This is a genomic window from Paenibacillus assamensis DSM 18201 (assembly GCF_000422445.1).
GTDB lineage: Bacteria > Bacillota > Bacilli > Paenibacillales > Paenibacillaceae > Paenibacillus_B > Paenibacillus_B assamensis.
Window position 1 is genome coordinate 61,014 of sequence record NZ_AULU01000017.1, and the last position, 15,227, is coordinate 76,240.

Annotated in this window: 15 protein-coding genes; 3 read left to right on the top strand and 12 right to left on the bottom strand. The window is 45.9% G+C overall.

Going from position 1 to position 15,227, the window contains the following annotated elements:
- Position 1 precedes the first annotated feature (1 nt).
- Complete coding sequence (locus H580_RS0110905; protein ID WP_036605070.1) at positions 2–850, bottom strand: carbohydrate ABC transporter permease; 849 nt, start codon at positions 848–850, stop codon at positions 2–4.
- An 11-nt stretch (positions 851–861) separates the two neighbouring features.
- Positions 862–1,740 (bottom strand): carbohydrate ABC transporter permease, encoded by an 879-nt coding sequence (locus H580_RS0110910; protein WP_028594818.1) that lies wholly within the window; start codon positions 1,738–1,740, stop codon positions 862–864.
- A gap of 162 nt (positions 1,741–1,902) precedes the next feature.
- Between H580_RS0110910 and H580_RS0110915 the strand changes: the two genes are divergently transcribed.
- Positions 1,903–2,574: a response regulator transcription factor gene (locus tag H580_RS0110915; RefSeq protein WP_028594819.1), complete on the top strand. Its 672-nt coding sequence runs from the start codon at positions 1,903–1,905 to the stop codon at positions 2,572–2,574.
- Entirely contained in the window at positions 2,571–4,052 is a 1,482-nt protein-coding gene (locus H580_RS0110920; RefSeq protein WP_028594820.1) for a sensor histidine kinase, read from the top strand. Before H580_RS0110915 ends, H580_RS0110920 begins: the two co-directional genes overlap by 4 nt.
- A 182-nt stretch (positions 4,053–4,234) precedes the next feature.
- Here the strand turns inward: H580_RS0110920 and H580_RS0110925 are convergent, their stop codons facing one another.
- From H580_RS0110925 to H580_RS0110955, 7 genes are all read right to left on the bottom strand, one after another.
- Positions 4,235–4,801 (bottom strand): SF0329 family protein, encoded by a 567-nt coding sequence (locus H580_RS0110925; protein ID WP_028594821.1) that lies wholly within the window; start codon positions 4,799–4,801, stop codon positions 4,235–4,237.
- 57 nt (positions 4,802–4,858) lie between these two features.
- A complete protein-coding gene (locus H580_RS24005) occupies positions 4,859–5,776 on the bottom strand; it encodes an AAA family ATPase (protein WP_036605071.1) in 918 nt (305 codons plus the stop codon).
- A gap of 234 nt (positions 5,777–6,010) precedes the next feature.
- Positions 6,011–7,663 carry a 23S rRNA (uracil(1939)-C(5))-methyltransferase RlmD gene (gene rlmD, locus H580_RS24010; protein WP_051217400.1) on the bottom strand — a complete coding sequence of 551 codons (1,653 nt, stop codon included), beginning with the start codon at positions 7,661–7,663 and terminating at the stop codon, positions 6,011–6,013.
- 878 nt (positions 7,664–8,541) lie between these two features.
- The gene (locus H580_RS26195) at positions 8,542–8,679 is read right to left on the bottom strand and encodes a hypothetical protein (RefSeq protein ID WP_157282852.1); all 138 of its coding nucleotides are present in this window, start codon (positions 8,677–8,679) and stop codon (positions 8,542–8,544) included.
- Positions 8,680–8,765: 86 nt separating this feature from the next.
- Positions 8,766–9,677, bottom strand: coding sequence for a diacylglycerol kinase (locus H580_RS0110945; protein WP_028594823.1), 912 nt, complete (start codon positions 9,675–9,677; stop codon positions 8,766–8,768).
- Positions 9,678–9,739: 62 nt separating this feature from the next.
- The gene (locus tag H580_RS0110950; protein WP_028594824.1) at positions 9,740–10,687 is read right to left on the bottom strand and encodes a sirohydrochlorin chelatase; all 948 of its coding nucleotides are present in this window, start codon (positions 10,685–10,687) and stop codon (positions 9,740–9,742) included.
- Between the two features lie 3 nt (positions 10,688–10,690).
- Entirely contained in the window at positions 10,691–10,981 is a 291-nt protein-coding gene (locus H580_RS0110955) for a YerC/YecD family TrpR-related protein (protein ID WP_028594825.1), read from the bottom strand.
- Between the two features lie 252 nt (positions 10,982–11,233).
- Here H580_RS0110955 and H580_RS25485 point away from each other — a divergent pair, with 252 nt between their 5' ends.
- A complete protein-coding gene (locus tag H580_RS25485; protein WP_051217401.1) occupies positions 11,234–11,932 on the top strand; it encodes a hypothetical protein in 699 nt (232 codons plus the stop codon).
- A gap of 145 nt (positions 11,933–12,077) precedes the next feature.
- On the opposite strand, the gene H580_RS0110965 is transcribed toward H580_RS25485, so the two are convergent.
- The 3 genes from H580_RS0110965 to H580_RS0110975 form a co-directional block, all read right to left on the bottom strand.
- A complete protein-coding gene (locus H580_RS0110965) occupies positions 12,078–13,088 on the bottom strand; it encodes an inorganic phosphate transporter (protein ID WP_028594826.1) in 1,011 nt (336 codons plus the stop codon).
- Positions 13,089–13,184: 96 nt separating this feature from the next.
- Complete coding sequence (locus tag H580_RS0110970) at positions 13,185–13,796, bottom strand: DUF47 domain-containing protein (protein WP_028594827.1); 612 nt, start codon at positions 13,794–13,796, stop codon at positions 13,185–13,187.
- A 220-nt stretch (positions 13,797–14,016) separates the two neighbouring features.
- Entirely contained in the window at positions 14,017–15,135 is a 1,119-nt protein-coding gene (locus H580_RS0110975; RefSeq protein WP_051217402.1) for a DUF3048 domain-containing protein, read from the bottom strand.
- Between the last annotated feature and the right edge of the window lie 92 nt (positions 15,136–15,227).

The window sequence follows — 15,227 nt, forward strand, 5'->3', positions numbered from 1 at the left end:
TCTACCCTTTCACACCCGATAACTGAATGCCTTCAATCAGATCATTCTCTGCATACAAGAAGACGAACACCATCGGGAGCATATATAACACGGCTGCGGCAAAGGCCAGCCCAAGCTCCCCTTCATTAACTCGGGACAAATAAATGGACAACGGCTGCTTGAACGCGTCATGCAGGAAAATCAACGGCTGCTCCACCATATTCCAATAATCAACGAACGTCAGAATAACCAGCGCGGAAATGCCGGGACGTGACATGGGAATAATGATATGCACGAAGATGGTCAAGTAACCGGCGCCGTCGATTTTCGCGGCCTCCACATAGGAGCGTGGGATTCCGATCATGAACTGCCGAAGCAGGAAGACGCCGAAGGCAGAGAAGATGCTCGGAAGAATAATCGCCGCGCGGCTGTCCAGCAAGCCAAGCCAGTCCATAGCCAAATAATTCGGCACCAACGTCACTTGAAAAGGCATCAGCATTGTTATTATGTAAAGGAAAAACAACGTTTCTCTACCGCGAAATTGAAATTGTGATAGCCCGAATGACGCCATGGTCGCCACGACGACTTGCCCCACCACAATAGGAACCACCAGCAGTAAGGAATTCCAGAACATGATCAGGAACTGCATGCGGTCAAACAACAGCGCCTTGTACTGGTCCAGACTGACCCAGTCAGGAATCCATTTCAGATTGACATAACCGCCATCTGTTTCTTCCATTCTGTAATTAAACCGGATTTCACCTTCTGTCATAAAGGAATTGCTGACCGTAAACACAAGCGGAAATAGCATAATCAATGCCAGGATGAGCAGAACGGAGAAGCACGCACCTATTTTCAACGACTCCTTCATACGTCCCTCCATTACGACACACTTCCGTGAAATTTCCGTTCAAAACGGAACAGGATCACGACCACAAGGATAATCGCCGCTGCCATCAGGAAGGACGCAGAGGTAAGCTTCTGGTAATCCAGAGCCTGGAACATGTTATTCATGTAATGCTGGAGAAAATAAATGCTTTCATGCGGATAATCTCCAGCAATCAGATACGTTTCCCGAAACACCTTGAATGAACTAATGATCGACATGATCGCCACAAAAAACGTCGTTGGCGTCAAATAAACCAGCGTAATGGACCACATTTGCCGAAACGGCCCGGCACCATCCAGAGCGGCCGCCTCGTAGTAGTCCTTCGGAATGTTCTGCAATCCAGCCAGAAACAGGATCATGTTATAGCCAATCGTCTTCCACAGATAAACCAGCAGCACAACGACGCGAGCCCAAGGCGAGTTCATCCAGTCTGCAGCCGCGCCTCCCCATAGCGTCAAGAGCGCATTGACTGCGCCAGAGCTATCGAACAACAGCTGCCATACCAGAACAATCGAAGCCACTGGCACTACAAGCGGCATCACATACGTGGCCCTGAGCCAATTGCGCAAGGGCAAGGCGCGATCGAGCATCAAGGCCAGCGCCAGCGAGATCGCCATTACGAGAGGTACGCCCATTACGGTGAACAGTCCTGAGTTCTGTGCGGCAAGGCGGAAGGAGTCGCTCTGCAGTAGTTCCCTGTAGTTGGCCAAGCCAACAAACGAACCTTGTATGGGACTGTCCATCAAGGAGTAATAAAACCCGGCGCCAAACGGCAGCAAATAGAACAGGGCAAATCCGGCCAGACTAGGCGCCAGAAATAACAAGGCGATGTTCGTCTCCCGATAAAATATCTTTTTCACTATGTTCCTCATGGGCATCCCTCCTCGGAACCCATCTTACGGCGGCCATGTGAAATCCGTATGAAAACCGTTTGAAATTCACAAGAAGATGATTGGAAGGCTCTTTTTTCATATAAAATTCATATCGACATGGTATGATCAGGAAATAAAATCCCCTATTAAAGAAGGTGCCTTATGTCTGAAGCCATATTAATCGTTGAAGACGACCGCTATATTCAGGAATTGATCGCGGAATATCTAAAAGTGCAGGGGTACGATGTGGATGTTGCTAGCGACGGAGCTGAGGGATATCGGAAGTTTACCGAGGGCACATTCGATCTTGTGCTGTTGGATGTTATGCTGCCGAATATGGATGGATACTCGATCTGCCGAATGATTCGCAATCAGAGCCAGACACCGATTATTATGATGACTGCCTTAAGCGAGGAGAAGGATCAATTGCAGGCCTTCGAGCTTCTGGCCGATGATTATATTGCTAAGCCGTTCTCCTTCAATGTGCTGGTCAAAAGGGTCGAAGCAGTCTTGCGAAGATCGCGCTCGGAATCGAAACCGAGGGAATTGCTATACGGCCGCATTCGTCTGGATTGCGACAGCTATAAGGCTTTTGTCGATGACGCGTTGGTTGAATTGACCGTCCGTGAGTTCTCAATCGTTGCCTATCTAATTGAAAATGCAGGGAGAACCATTACCCGCGAGATGATTCTGGATCGCGTATGGGGATACGACTTTTTCGGCGATACGCGTCTGGTCGATGCCCATATTAAAAACATTCGCAAAAAAATGAAAATCTCATGCATTGAAACGATTAAAGGTATCGGCTATTTGATGGAAGGGCGGCTGACATGAGCAAGTATAGAAGCATAGCTTTTAAAATTTTTGTGTTAACCAATCTCGTCCTTATTGCTTTCGCGCTATTGTTGTATATAACTTTGTATTTTATTTTGCCGTCCTTTTATTTGCAGAACAAATCCGACGACTTGAATCAGGGCATCACTCGCTTGCTAGCAACCTTCCCGCAAAAAGACTGGACAGAAGCTGTCAAACGGCTGGATAACTTCTCCTTGCGTTACAATGCCTCCTTGTCCGTACAAGATAGCGAGGGCAAATGGGTGTACCCTGTCCATTTCACCAAAGTTCCTCTCTTTCCGAGTCAGGTATGGAAACCGACCACGCAAAAGAAGGACGTTGCTTCCACTATCCTCATTTCTGCTCCAGAGTATCTGAGTGCACCGTCGTCTAAGGGTACAGAGTTGATATCCCATGCAAATCTACCCTTGCCCGGATACGAATCTAGCGGTTATACGTTATCTGTACTAGCTTCTCTGCAGCCGATTGATGAAGCGATGCAAATGCTCCTGCGGCTCCTCCCGTATATGGCACTTATCATTCTGGTGATTGCCGTACTGGGGGCACTTATCTACACACGCCTGATCGCCCGGCCGCTAATCGGCATCAGCCAAGTAGCGAAGCGACTGGCCCAACTGGATTTCTCGGAGCGCTCCCGCCATGATTCCCGTGATGAGATCGGTGATATTTCCCGCTCACTGAATGAGCTTTCCATGAATTTGCAGTATGCCATGCAGGATCTTACTGAGGCCAATGCGCAGTTGAAAGATGATATTCAACGGAAAGAGGAAGAGGAGGCATTAAGGCGGGAATTTATGGCCATGATCTCCCATGAGTTAAAAACGCCCATTACAGCCGTATCTGGACAGCTTGAAGCGATGCTGCACAATGTGGGGCCTTATAGGAATCGGGACAAATATTTGGCGCAATCCCATCACATTCTGAAAGGGATGGAGAAGTTGGTCTACGAAATTCTTGATATTTCGCGGCTGGAGAACCATCACTTTCAGCCGAGCATGGCTGCTGTGGATATGTCCGAACTCCTTCAGGATGCAACCGAACAAATCCAGTACATATGCGAGCTGAACGGCATTGGGCTGGAGGCCGATCTCGCTCCCGACCTATGGATGACAGGAGACAAGAGTCTTCTGTCCAAGGCCGTCTCCAACATAATGAACAATGCGGTCCACTATACCCGACGCGGTGAGCAAATTCGGATCACCCTGCAAGCCGATGCGGGACTTGTGCACTTACGTGTACTGAACACCGGAGCATATATAGAGCCAAGCGAAATATCCAAGCTGTTCAAGCCGTTCTACCGCATTGAGAAATCCCGTAGCCGCACAACCGGTGGCAGTGGTCTGGGGCTGTATATAGTCAAAACCACATTGAATATCCATCAGGCGAAATTCAGCCTGTCCAATACCGAAGAGGGTGTGCTGTTTTCAGTTCGATGGGTGGCTGATAAACTAGCCTAGAAGCAGATTTTACAGCAAATCCCCTCTCTCACCGCGACATTCGAAAGCCCCTCCTCTCCGCCGCATTCGGCAGTGAGAAGGGGCTTTCGCGGTACAGCACCGTATCCGGCGGTTTGGCGCTGCTCTTCCAGGTAAAGCGTACCTAGCCTGTCCATATGACAAGCGACAACTTCCCCATATGTCTAGGAATGACGACGTAGTTCATAAAAATACTGCACAATAGGATGCTTTAACTTCATCTTCTCGGACATGTTTAAAATTCGCTTTTTCCCAACTCTTCTGTCCACCAAAGCTAAAATATTCAACATAATATCATTGCTCTCTATGCTCTCCTCTATAGAAGTAGATAGAAACTTATTAGCTGCGACGATAAAATTCGATTTACTTAATGATGCCTGTGCGGATAACAGCTCCTTAGCATATTCCGTTATTTTTCTATTTCTTACAATTACTTTTAGCCGATCCTCCGGAACGCTCCCCTTGGTCTCTTTTCTAATCGCTTCAATTTCTTCATTGCTGATAGGAATGTCGATATTGGGATCATTTTTAATTTCTTGCTCCGTCTGATACCATCTGATTGAGCTGGAACTATCACTCATATTGAATACGTTCTTTTTATCTACGGTCATATAACAAATTCCAGATTTCCCAGGTAAATAAAAGTAGCTAGTTGCACTGTATTCGACCTTCCCATTTAACGCAGGATAAAGAAAGCTCTCCAATTGTTTCTTCGATTTGCTCCAGGACATAGTTCCTCCTATATTTTAAAAATCTGACTACCTATATTTGTGGCTTTCCCATAATGTTCAATTCCCTAGAAACAGCCTCTTATGCTTATTGAAAAAATCAAAGTATACTTTTGCATTCTCCAATTCCCACCATTGCTTTATATCGACTGGATTAGTGTCTAAATCATATATTTTAGTAAACTCCATTGCCAGTAAAAACGGTGAGTGAGTTGCAATAATAAATTGACAGCCGCAATAGTGAGCCATTTCCTCTATAATTTTGACAAGTTCAAGCTGCATTTTAGGAGATAGACTATTCTCCGGCTCATCCAAACAATATAAGGTGTCATTTTTCAATTTGGAATTGAAATAACTTAGGGCTGTCTCTCCGTTACTATTCAGCTTAACTTCAGTACCAGCGACTCTGCGAATAAACTCCCTACGTGAAATTGATTTTTTTCTTGAAAGCACCTGTAACCTCAATGCTTCATAATCGTCCATACTATTCATTTTCACGGTTTGGCCGTATTTAAGACTTCCGTTCTTATCTCCCCATTCGGATCTTATATTTTCTACACGATCAGAGATTTCATCGTTGTTTGTGCGGACTGTAAGCATGTAATCAAAGATATCATCACTTGTGATTATTCTGCTTCCATTTGGAATTCGATGTTTAAATCCCTCATCGTCAAATCCAAGTTCAAATTTACAATGTTTAACGTACAAATTAAACAATTCGCTTGAATTGTATGGTGCAATACGATTTAGTTCCAATTTATTCGCTATGAGGTTTAGCAGCGTGCTTTTTCCCGAGCCATTACCTCCATATAAAATGGTGACTTTTGAAAAATTCAATTCGGAGAACTGATTTTTTGAGAAAATACCACATGGGTAAGCATTGTCGATATACCCAAAGCTACTACCATTGTGTACCATTTTTTGTTCTATCAATGAGGACTCTTCATCAATTGGTAATATGAATTTATTTAGATACATTGCGCGCCTCCTTGTAGCATTGAATCTAGCCTGGCGATCTACAGGCTGTTAGGTAAGAAACAATGAAGCAGTCCTTTGGGCGGGATCAGGCATCTCTTTCTATGCTGGTAAGAATACTATAAGAAACGTTTTTTCGCAAAACCACGGGCTGTAGAGTAACCCAAACTAAGTTCAAGGAAGTAATTGCTTATTAGAAAAACGAAAAACCCTCGATATATCAAGGGTTTTTGTTACTTACTTAAGTTGAAGGAGCGACACACACTCCACGTGCGGTGTATGTGGGAACATATCCACCGGCTGCACCGTCTTGACCGTGTAGCCGCCGTCCGCTAGCACACGCAGATCGCGTGCAAGCGTAGATGGGTTGCACGATACGTAGACGATGCGCTCTGGGCGCATCTCAAGCATCGTGTCGAGCAGTGCTTGGTCGCAGCCCTTACGGGGCGGATCGACCACGATCACGTCGGCGGTAGTACCAGCCGACTTCCATTGCGGGATTACCACTTCCGAGGCGCCAACGGCGAACTCGGCATTGGTGATCCCGTTCAGCGCCGCGTTGCGGCGCGCATCGGCGATAGCTTCCTCGACGATTTCAACGCCTAGCACGCGCTTCGCGCGCTGGGCGAGGAAGAGCGAGATCGTGCCGATGCCGCAGTAAGCGTCGATGACCGTCTCCTGACCGGTCAAGCCCGCCAACCTCACTGCTTCCTCATACAGAACTTCGGTCTGTACCGGGTTCACCTGATAGAACGAACGTGCCGAGATCGCAAACTGCAAATCTCCGATATAATCCGTAATCGTCTCACTGCCCCACAGCACTTTCGTCTTATCTCCCATAATAACGTTCGTCTGCTTGCTATTGATATTTTGACAAATGCTCTTCAACTGCGGCAAACGATCCACAAGCGCATCAACGATCACTTCTTTTTGCGGCAATCGCTCACCATTCGTCACAAGCACGATCATCATTTCATTCGTATGGAAACCGTAGCGAATAACGACATGGCGCAGTAATCCTGTATGCGTCTCTTCATTATATGGCTCTACACCGTATTGACGAGCGACATCCTTTACCGTCTTCATCGCTGCATCCATAGCTTCATGTTGAATCAACGAAGCATCGGTATCAATAATACGATGACTAGCACGCGCAAAATAACCACCGATCAGCTCACCTGTACGCGTATCTTTCCCAATCGGAATTTGCGCCTTGTTGCGATACCGCCAAGGATTGTCCATCCCAAGCGTAGGAAAGACTTGAACAGATTCTGTAGAAGCCCCGGCAGAAATATCAGCTCCCTCTGCAGCAATCACACTGTTCACTTCTAACTCTTCCGCTCCAGATCCAGCTTCACTCTCATTCACCTTTCCAAGCTTAGCCGCACCTTCTACTGACGTTCCCGCCTCTTTCCGCTTGCTCACTTCAAATTTCCCAATCCGCTCCAATACATCTACCACATGCTGCTGCTTCCAGCGCAGCTGCGCATCATAGGACATGTACTCCAACTGGCAGCCGCCATAGTGTTCAGGACGTCCTGTCACTTCTACCCGGTCCTCGCTATCTGTAAGGCGCTGTTTCAGCTTCGCATATCCGTACTGCTTCTTCACTTTCAGTACATGCGCAACAATACGTTCGCCTGGCAATGCACCCTCTACAAACAGCGTAAAGCCTTCAACGCGCCCTACACCGTCGCCCTCATGCGTCAAGCCGATAATATCTAATGTAACCTCATCATTCTTTTGCACAGGAGCCGTTGATGCCGCCTTAGAAGCTGCACTCGATTTGGATCTTCCTCTACCCGTGTTATTACGCATTCTTCCTTTGCCTCGACCCTGCTCTTGACCACTTCTGCCTGACTGGCCAGGCTTCTTGCCTTGATTGTTCATACCGTCCTCCAAGCTGCTGCTTCATTCATTCTATTTATAAATATTTGTAAACATACATGGTATCTAGAATCAAATTCATAATGTATCAACTATACAAGCATATACGGCTGCACTTCGATTTCTGTCATTTTTCAAACCCTATGTGGCTTGTTTTGACTTCTAGATCCGTATAATGAAAGCTTTTAACTTCTCTATCTTATTTCACACCGCACTCAGAAGCGACATGCATTTCTGTCTGTGTGTTTCATAAGACTCCGACCCTTCGTCCTCAATCTTTATCAAAGATCCATTTTGGCTCTTCGTTTAGAATGTGACAAATATGCAGTTATTTAATCTGAAAGTATCCCCATTTGGGGTATTATCGGCAAAAATACAGTTATTTTAGTACCATTTCCTATTTTAAGCCCATATCCAGAAAAATAACTGCACTTTTGTCCATATTTAGCTCAAAATGACGCTTTTCGTTTAAAATAGCTGCACATTTGTCCTTATCTATCTATAAATGATGATTTCTACTCTTCAAACAGCTATACCTTTACCCTTGTCTATCTAAAAATAGCTGTACTCCTATACGCTCAACTTTTCTAAACTACAAACGAGCCATTGAGACTATGAACATCAAGAAGCGGCCATCTCCTCCATCCTTCGCTGTATCAGCTTAGGACTTCATGTGAGATCGACCGCCATGTTCCGTTCTTTCTATCATACCTTAACTTGCTGCCTTCGTATACTAGCTGCCTTTTATTCAATGCTAGCCATTGTTTATCAAACATACACTTAGTGATATCGGACATTTAAATAGTAATAAAAGCAGCAATTAAATCAAACAGCCTCATAGAAAAAGCGCCGGAGCTTCAACTTCAACTAATCAAACAGCCTCATTGAAGCAGCGTCCGAGCTGTCAGCGCCAGTTTCAAATTCAACATCATCTTCATCTTGATCTTCAAATTCAACTTCAACTTCAACTTCATCTTCAAATAATCAACATTAGCTAATCCACTTAAAGCCACCCACACAAAAAACACGCCTACTTCAAAAAGTAGACGCGCTCTCTCTTCTAGTTCATTGCATTCGGCATATTCATTACACACGATACAGGCAATCAGCGATACGAAGAAGTCCCCGTCGGATCTGCAAAAATATGCAAATGACTCGGCAGCACCTGGAATACGGTAGGCAGCGTTCCGCCCAATTCACCATCCAGATTCAACTGAACATAATCCGGTGACGTCACTTCAATGCGCTTTGATTGCAAATGAACAATATGCGGATCATTCAAATGCTCCCCGCGCAATGCCAGCGTAGCAATACGCAGGAACTCCGCCAAGTTGCATTTTTTCATCATCAAAATATCCAGCAATCCATCGTTAATGACTGCATCTGGTGCCAGCTTCTCAAAGCCGCCAACTGAGTTGCTATTCGTAACCAAGAACAGCATGAACTCACCGCTGAACTGTCCGTGCCCTTCAATATTAAAATGAAGCTCAGTCGGAGCTAATCGAGCTACCTTCTCCAGCCCCTTCACATAATAAGCCAGCTGCCCCATTAGCGTCTTCAGCTTGCTAGGCACTTCATACGTGAGCTCCGTAAGAGAGCCGCCCCCAGCAATATTAATAAAATACTTATCATTCGCCTGACCAACATCAATCGGCATCGTCTGCTGACGCACAATGAGGTCGCAAGCTTCCTCCCATTGACGAGGAATACCCAATGCCCGTGCAAAATCATTCGTCGTGCCGAGCGGTATAATACCGAGCGGCGGACGATGCGCCTTAGCAGCCATACCATTGATTACCTCATTCAACGTTCCGTCCCCACCAGCGGCAATAATAATATCGTAGCCATTATCTATCGCTTCACCGGCACTACTAATGGCATCGCCTTCTCCTTCAGTCGCGCGCGTTGTCGTCTCAATTCCGCCTGCATCCAATCGCTGCAAAATATCAGCCAATCGTCGCTTTCCTTCTTCGCGTCCCGACGTTGGGTTATAGATAAGCCTCGCTCTTTTAACCATCCATGCGTCACCCATTTACAATCTATTCAGAAACGATACGTTCCACAACCTCTAATGCTCATTTATCCATTAGATAGAGACTCTTCAATCCTGCTTAATACACGTTGGCTCTCTTGTTCCAACCATATCGACAATGCCGGATGCGGCAGCAGCGGCTCACCATCATAAAGGATTCGCCCTTCCCACTCCGTAACCAATGAATGCGGCAAAATAGCACCTTTATCAGCAGACGCACCAACACGAATAGAGTGAGGTTCCAATTGAAGACGCTCAGGTATCGCCTTAGTCGTAAAGTAGCCCTTACTAAGGAAGATAGGAACTACCGCTACCACAGCGCTATCAACTCGCTCAAGCATCTTCTCGTGTGAATCTTGCTGTTGATCCTGCTTACTCTGCATATCCCGCTCACTCTGCTTAGCAGCATCTAGGCTGCTCAACGACTGCTGCACCGCATCGGGCAGCGAATCACAACACAGCAAAGCATGCGATGCGCTTATGCATTTCTCATCCTCTACAAGTCTAGCAGCAATGCGCTCCAAGCCCTCTCGCCACCAAGTCTGAAATGGCATATGGGGACTCCCGTGTGCTACTAGCAGCACCGCATCACGCTGTGCCACTACACCTAAGCTTTGCAGTCGGTCACTCACCATTGCGATCATTGCGTCATCATCGTCAATAGGCTGACCATATAGGATATGCGCCTTTGTATGAAACGGCTCTAAATCTGTCTCGCACAAAGGCTCAGACTTAGCACCAAGTGCATATGCGATCTCATCTACATGTGTACTTCCAGATGAGACAAATAACGGTACGACCCCAATGTGGTCCACACCTAGGGCTTCCAACTGATCGATACCATCTTGAATGCTCCGATCAGGAACGCCCTCCAAAAAAGAAGAAGCGACCGGCAAGCCTTCCGGCCATCGTGCCCCTGCAATCGCTTCATCAACCAGTGTAACCCATGAACTGTCTTTCGAACCGTGACTGACAACTAATAAGCCGATTCGCATCCCTTATCTACCCAAACGATCCAATGCCATCTTATAACCGTCGTTGCCATAGTTTAGGCAGCGTTTAACGCGAGAAATCGTCGCTGTACTCGCACCTGTCTCCGCTTCGATCTGGTTATACGTGCTGCCTTTACCAAGCATACGTGCAACTTCAAGACGCTGCGAAAGAGATTGAATCTCGTTCACCGTGCAAAGATCATCAAAGAAAATATAGCACTCTTCTACAGATTCAAGTGTAAGCACCGCTTCAAATAATTGTTCAATCGATTTATCATTCAACTTTTTCAGTTGCACATCGTTCACTCCTAGTGTACAAAATATGTACTTCATTACCAATATTGTACGTCCTTTAGAATTCCTTTTCAAGCGGTAAAGTTTTTATGCGTTAGCGAACTACTGTACCTCTTCAGACCCTTTTTCAACGTACTTATTACGTTGGGCGTTCACCCACGGGCGAACGTCCACACGAGTTGTTCGCCTACGACATACAGTATAGCAAACAGGGGCATTTGCCAACCCCTAATCTCATTTGAAAAGGGTGATACCATGAATCAGTCGCGGCCCCCGTATGCATCGCCATCTATCCCAGGCATTCCCCATATCCCAACGATGCAGTCTTCATCTCAGCCAGTAGTGCCGCAGCCAGCTTACACAGTGCCTTCCTTCAACTACTCTCCTGCGCCAGCGAACATACGGAACCAGCCTGCTCCGTCGACATACAATTACCCTCCTGCAGCACCTGTTCAACCAGCGAGGAGCTTCACGCCGCATCCGAACAACAATCCTGCTCCCATCACACCGCCTACAACCGAAGTCATCCCGTACCAAGCACCAGAGGCAGCAGTAACACCTGCAGCACCTGCTGACACAACTACACCATCCAAGAAATCAAACTTCAATATTGGCGACATTAAAGGATTTATTGATCGAATGGGCGGTATCGACGGACTCGTCAGCACGATGCAAAAAGTCCAGAAAGTCGTGCAGGGGTTCCAACAAATCGCCCCTGTAGCCAAACTGCTGGTCGGATCATTTGCATCAGGTAAATCGAAGAACAAAGATGAAGACAGCGAAGAAATGTTCTACACACCGCCAAAAAAACGTCCCAAAAAAAGACCGCCAGCAAACAAGCGCCGCCCGAATAAAAAGCCTGCGTCCAATCCGAACGGGCAGCGTCCAAGAAAAGGGACCGCTAAAGCGTCCAGTCGGCAAAAATCTGCACCGAGTCAGCCGCAAATCTTCTAATAGAAGATACCCATTTCCAAACCGTTCATAGTGCCCAACGTCTCATCTATATGTATACGTACAAAAAGAACCTTCTGCTCCACAGTTAGTGGTTGGAAGGTTCTTTTTGTACTCTATTTCAATACCTGCCTTACCCCAAATGAGCTTAGCGCAGGAATAAAAGATCAATCAATTTAAAGACAACTATAGCTAGTCCCGCGCAGATCGGAATCGTAATAAACCATGTAACAACGATTCGTCCTGCCACACCCCATTTAACAGCGGAGAAGCGCTTTGCAGAACCTACACCAAGAATGGAAGACGTGATCGCATGCGTTGTACTTACTGGAAGACCTATAAATGTTGCACCCATAATGACGGATGCAGCGGAGAAGTCAGCCGCAAAGCCGTTAATCGGTTCAATTTTAAAAATCTTCGTACCCATCGTCTTAATAATCTTCCAACCACCGACAGCTGTACCTAGTGCCATAGCAATCGCTGCAGAAAGTTTAACCCACGTTTGAATTTCCATATCACCACTAGCTTGGAATCCGCCAGCGATAAGTGCAAACGTGATGATACCCATCGCTTTTTGCGCATCATTCGTACCATGCGTAAACGCTTGGAATGCAGCTGTAACGATTTGCATCGAACGGAAACCTTTATTGACAGTGTGCGGACTGCGTCTGCCAAAGATCCATTTTAAAATCGTCATAATACAGTAACCGATGGCAAAAGCAAGAATGGGCGAAACAATTAGTGCAATTACAATATTTTTGAACCCAGCCATATTCAGTGCATCCATACCTGCTCCGGCATAAACGCCACCTGCCAATGCACCGATAAGTGCGTGGGAGGAGGATGATGGAATACCGAACCACCATGTAACCAAGTTCCAAATGATCGCTGCAATAAGTGCAGCTGCTACGATTTCTACCCCAAACTCAAGTTGAGCAGGGTCAGCGATACTACCACCGATCGTCTTCGCAACACCTGTAAACGCAAGTGCACCAACAAAGTTCATCACCGAAGCCAAAATAATCGCTCGACGAGGTGTTAACGCTCGCGTGGATACCGAAGTTGCAATCGCATTAGCTGTATCGTGGAAGCCGTTGATGAAGTCGAACGCCAAAGCCAAGAAGATGACGAACGAAATCACGATTAAACCCATATCTATTGTCATAGTAAACGATTGCTTAGCAATGCTCTAATGAGCGCATGCCCGCGCAACCCTAGACCTCCTTCAATCCTTAAAATACCTGCCAAGGGCTGCTTAGGAATTACGCATTACGATCGATTCAAGAATATGTGCAACGTCTTCACAGCTATCTGTTGTTTCTTCAAGACGCTCATAGATTTCTTTGTACTTAATGAGTGTAATAGGATCTGTAATTGTTGCGAACAAATGCTTAATACCGCGACGTAGAAGCTCGTCCCCTTCGTTCTCCAGATCATTCACTTTAATGCTGTGCTCACGGATTGCCAACAGCTTCTTCTGAGTCATCAAGCGAATCGCTTTTTGGATCTCATATGTACTGCGTTTCAACACATCTGCAAAAAGAATACAGATTTCATCACGCTCGGTTACTTGATACATGTCAAAACGAGAAGCACACGCTTCCATTCCGTCTAGTACGTCATCCAGAGCAGTAGTCAAAGCCATAATGTCATCACGTTCGATAGGAGTAATGAACGTTTTGTTCAGCTCCTTCAAAATCGTATGAGTAAATACATCATATTTGCTTTCAAGTTCTTTCATGTTTTTTGCAAACTCAGACACATTGTCCATCGTTTCTACACCTTTTACAAACACCTCAGATGCCTGTACGAGTGTATCCGCCATGTTTTGCAGCGTTTCAAAAAACACGTCCTTTTTCTTGAACATTTCTGAAATCTCCTTTGCAATTAAATTGCATGTGTTGTTTTTGTTGGTCAAACCATAGGATATCTTATCACAAACTATAGCCTCTTTGTAAAGAATTATATGCGCATAATTCAGCAAAATTTGACGATTTATTTGAGATGAACAGATAATGACTCGAATTAGGAACCAGCTCTGTCGACATTTTTATGCAAAGTGGCTAAAAACCGCGTCATATCGCCTTTTATTGCGCTTTCCACACAGCGCGATCTTTACTCGATTTATCATCTGTAATGATTAACATATGAGTCGTTCCAGGCTTGAGTAATGCTTCTTGTCCATTAACCTTGAATGTAAATGCCCCATTTGTACGCAACCACTCACCATTTATCGCTTGTCCATCACGAATAATTACGGCTCGCCCGCCTGCACGCACATCAACCTCAAGCCGTCCGACATCATCTACTACTCGATGCTTCGCATATATAAGAACAAGATTGGCTGCCTTTAGCGCTTCACCGCTAATTTTGTCCGTATGCGGAGCTCCTGCCATGTGCCGGATATAATGCCCACTACGCTCTTCGTATTGATACTCAACCAATTCCGAATGATTGGAGAAGGCAACTCGTAAGTACTTTGCAGTTTCACCCTGCATTGCAGCGTTCGTATGGTCAGCACGATCATGGTGCACAAATGAAAATGCTGGTACATCTGCGGTCATCTCATACTTTTTCTTTGTCATGCCTTGAGCGATCTTTTCTGCATTTGTATATAAGTTGTGAGGAGCTCTCCGCTGCTTGTCTCTCCAAAAATAAGGTCCTGCATTGCTGATCTCATCTAAATAGTCTTTGTTTTGTCGCTGCAAAATACGGTAGCCATCTGGGCTTCCACCCGCGTGAACGAGCGCAGCACCGAAGCTTTCCCCAATGTCGATCAGATACGGTCTGATACTGCGTACAGGACCTATCTCACCTGTATAAGTACTGTCACTGTGATAAATAGCTACTAATCTTGTTATACCGCCTTCCGCCAGTACTTCAACTAGTACATCTGCCTGCTGTAAGCCAGACTGCGGACGCGCTCGCTTCTGATTGTTTATCATCACTGCAATCGGACGCTTCGTTGGTTCGCCAGCTTCCCAAGCCAAACCGGTTAACGGTGCAGTTACCGTCTCTGCTTGCAGTTCTTCTGGCGTTGGTATAGGTTCAGCAACTTGTGGGGGAACAACAGGTGTTGTTTCTTGAGGTTCTGGCTTGCTATTGCATGCGGATAATAAGATGGTCAAACCTAGTAATACAAGCATCAACCCTTTTCTACGCTGTATAAAATGAGGCACATAAGAATTAAACGATGGTTCAGCCAAATGTGACACCTCCCTGATTATACTGTCGAACATTTCCAGCTATTTCACGCCTAATTATGGAGGAAAAACTACACCTTGTCTATGAACAACAA

Bases quoted from the DNA above. Each gene is read 5' to 3' on its own strand.
- H580_RS0110920 (WP_028594820.1), top strand. From the start codon at position 2,571: ATGAGCAAGTATAGAAGCATAGCTTTTAAAATTTTTGTGTTAACCAAT.
- H580_RS0110905 (WP_036605070.1), bottom strand. From the start codon at position 850: ATGAAGGAGTCGTTGAAAATAGGTGCGTGCTTCTCCGTTCTGCTCATC.
- H580_RS0110915 (WP_028594819.1), top strand. From the start codon at position 1,903: ATGTCTGAAGCCATATTAATCGTTGAAGACGACCGCTATATTCAGGAA.
- H580_RS0110925 (WP_028594821.1), bottom strand. From the start codon at position 4,801: ATGTCCTGGAGCAAATCGAAGAAACAATTGGAGAGCTTTCTTTATCCT.
- H580_RS24005 (WP_036605071.1), bottom strand. From the start codon at position 5,776: ATGTATCTAAATAAATTCATATTACCAATTGATGAAGAGTCCTCATTG.
- rlmD (WP_051217400.1), bottom strand. From the start codon at position 7,663: ATGAACAATCAAGGCAAGAAGCCTGGCCAGTCAGGCAGAAGTGGTCAA.
- H580_RS25485 (WP_051217401.1), top strand. From the start codon at position 11,234: ATGAATCAGTCGCGGCCCCCGTATGCATCGCCATCTATCCCAGGCATT.
- H580_RS0110945 (WP_028594823.1), bottom strand. From the start codon at position 9,677: ATGGTTAAAAGAGCGAGGCTTATCTATAACCCAACGTCGGGACGCGAA.
- H580_RS0110910 (WP_028594818.1), bottom strand. From the start codon at position 1,740: ATGAGGAACATAGTGAAAAAGATATTTTATCGGGAGACGAACATCGCC.
- H580_RS0110970 (WP_028594827.1), bottom strand. From the start codon at position 13,796: ATGTTCAAGAAAAAGGACGTGTTTTTTGAAACGCTGCAAAACATGGCG.
- H580_RS0110950 (WP_028594824.1), bottom strand. From the start codon at position 10,687: ATGCGAATCGGCTTATTAGTTGTCAGTCACGGTTCGAAAGACAGTTCA.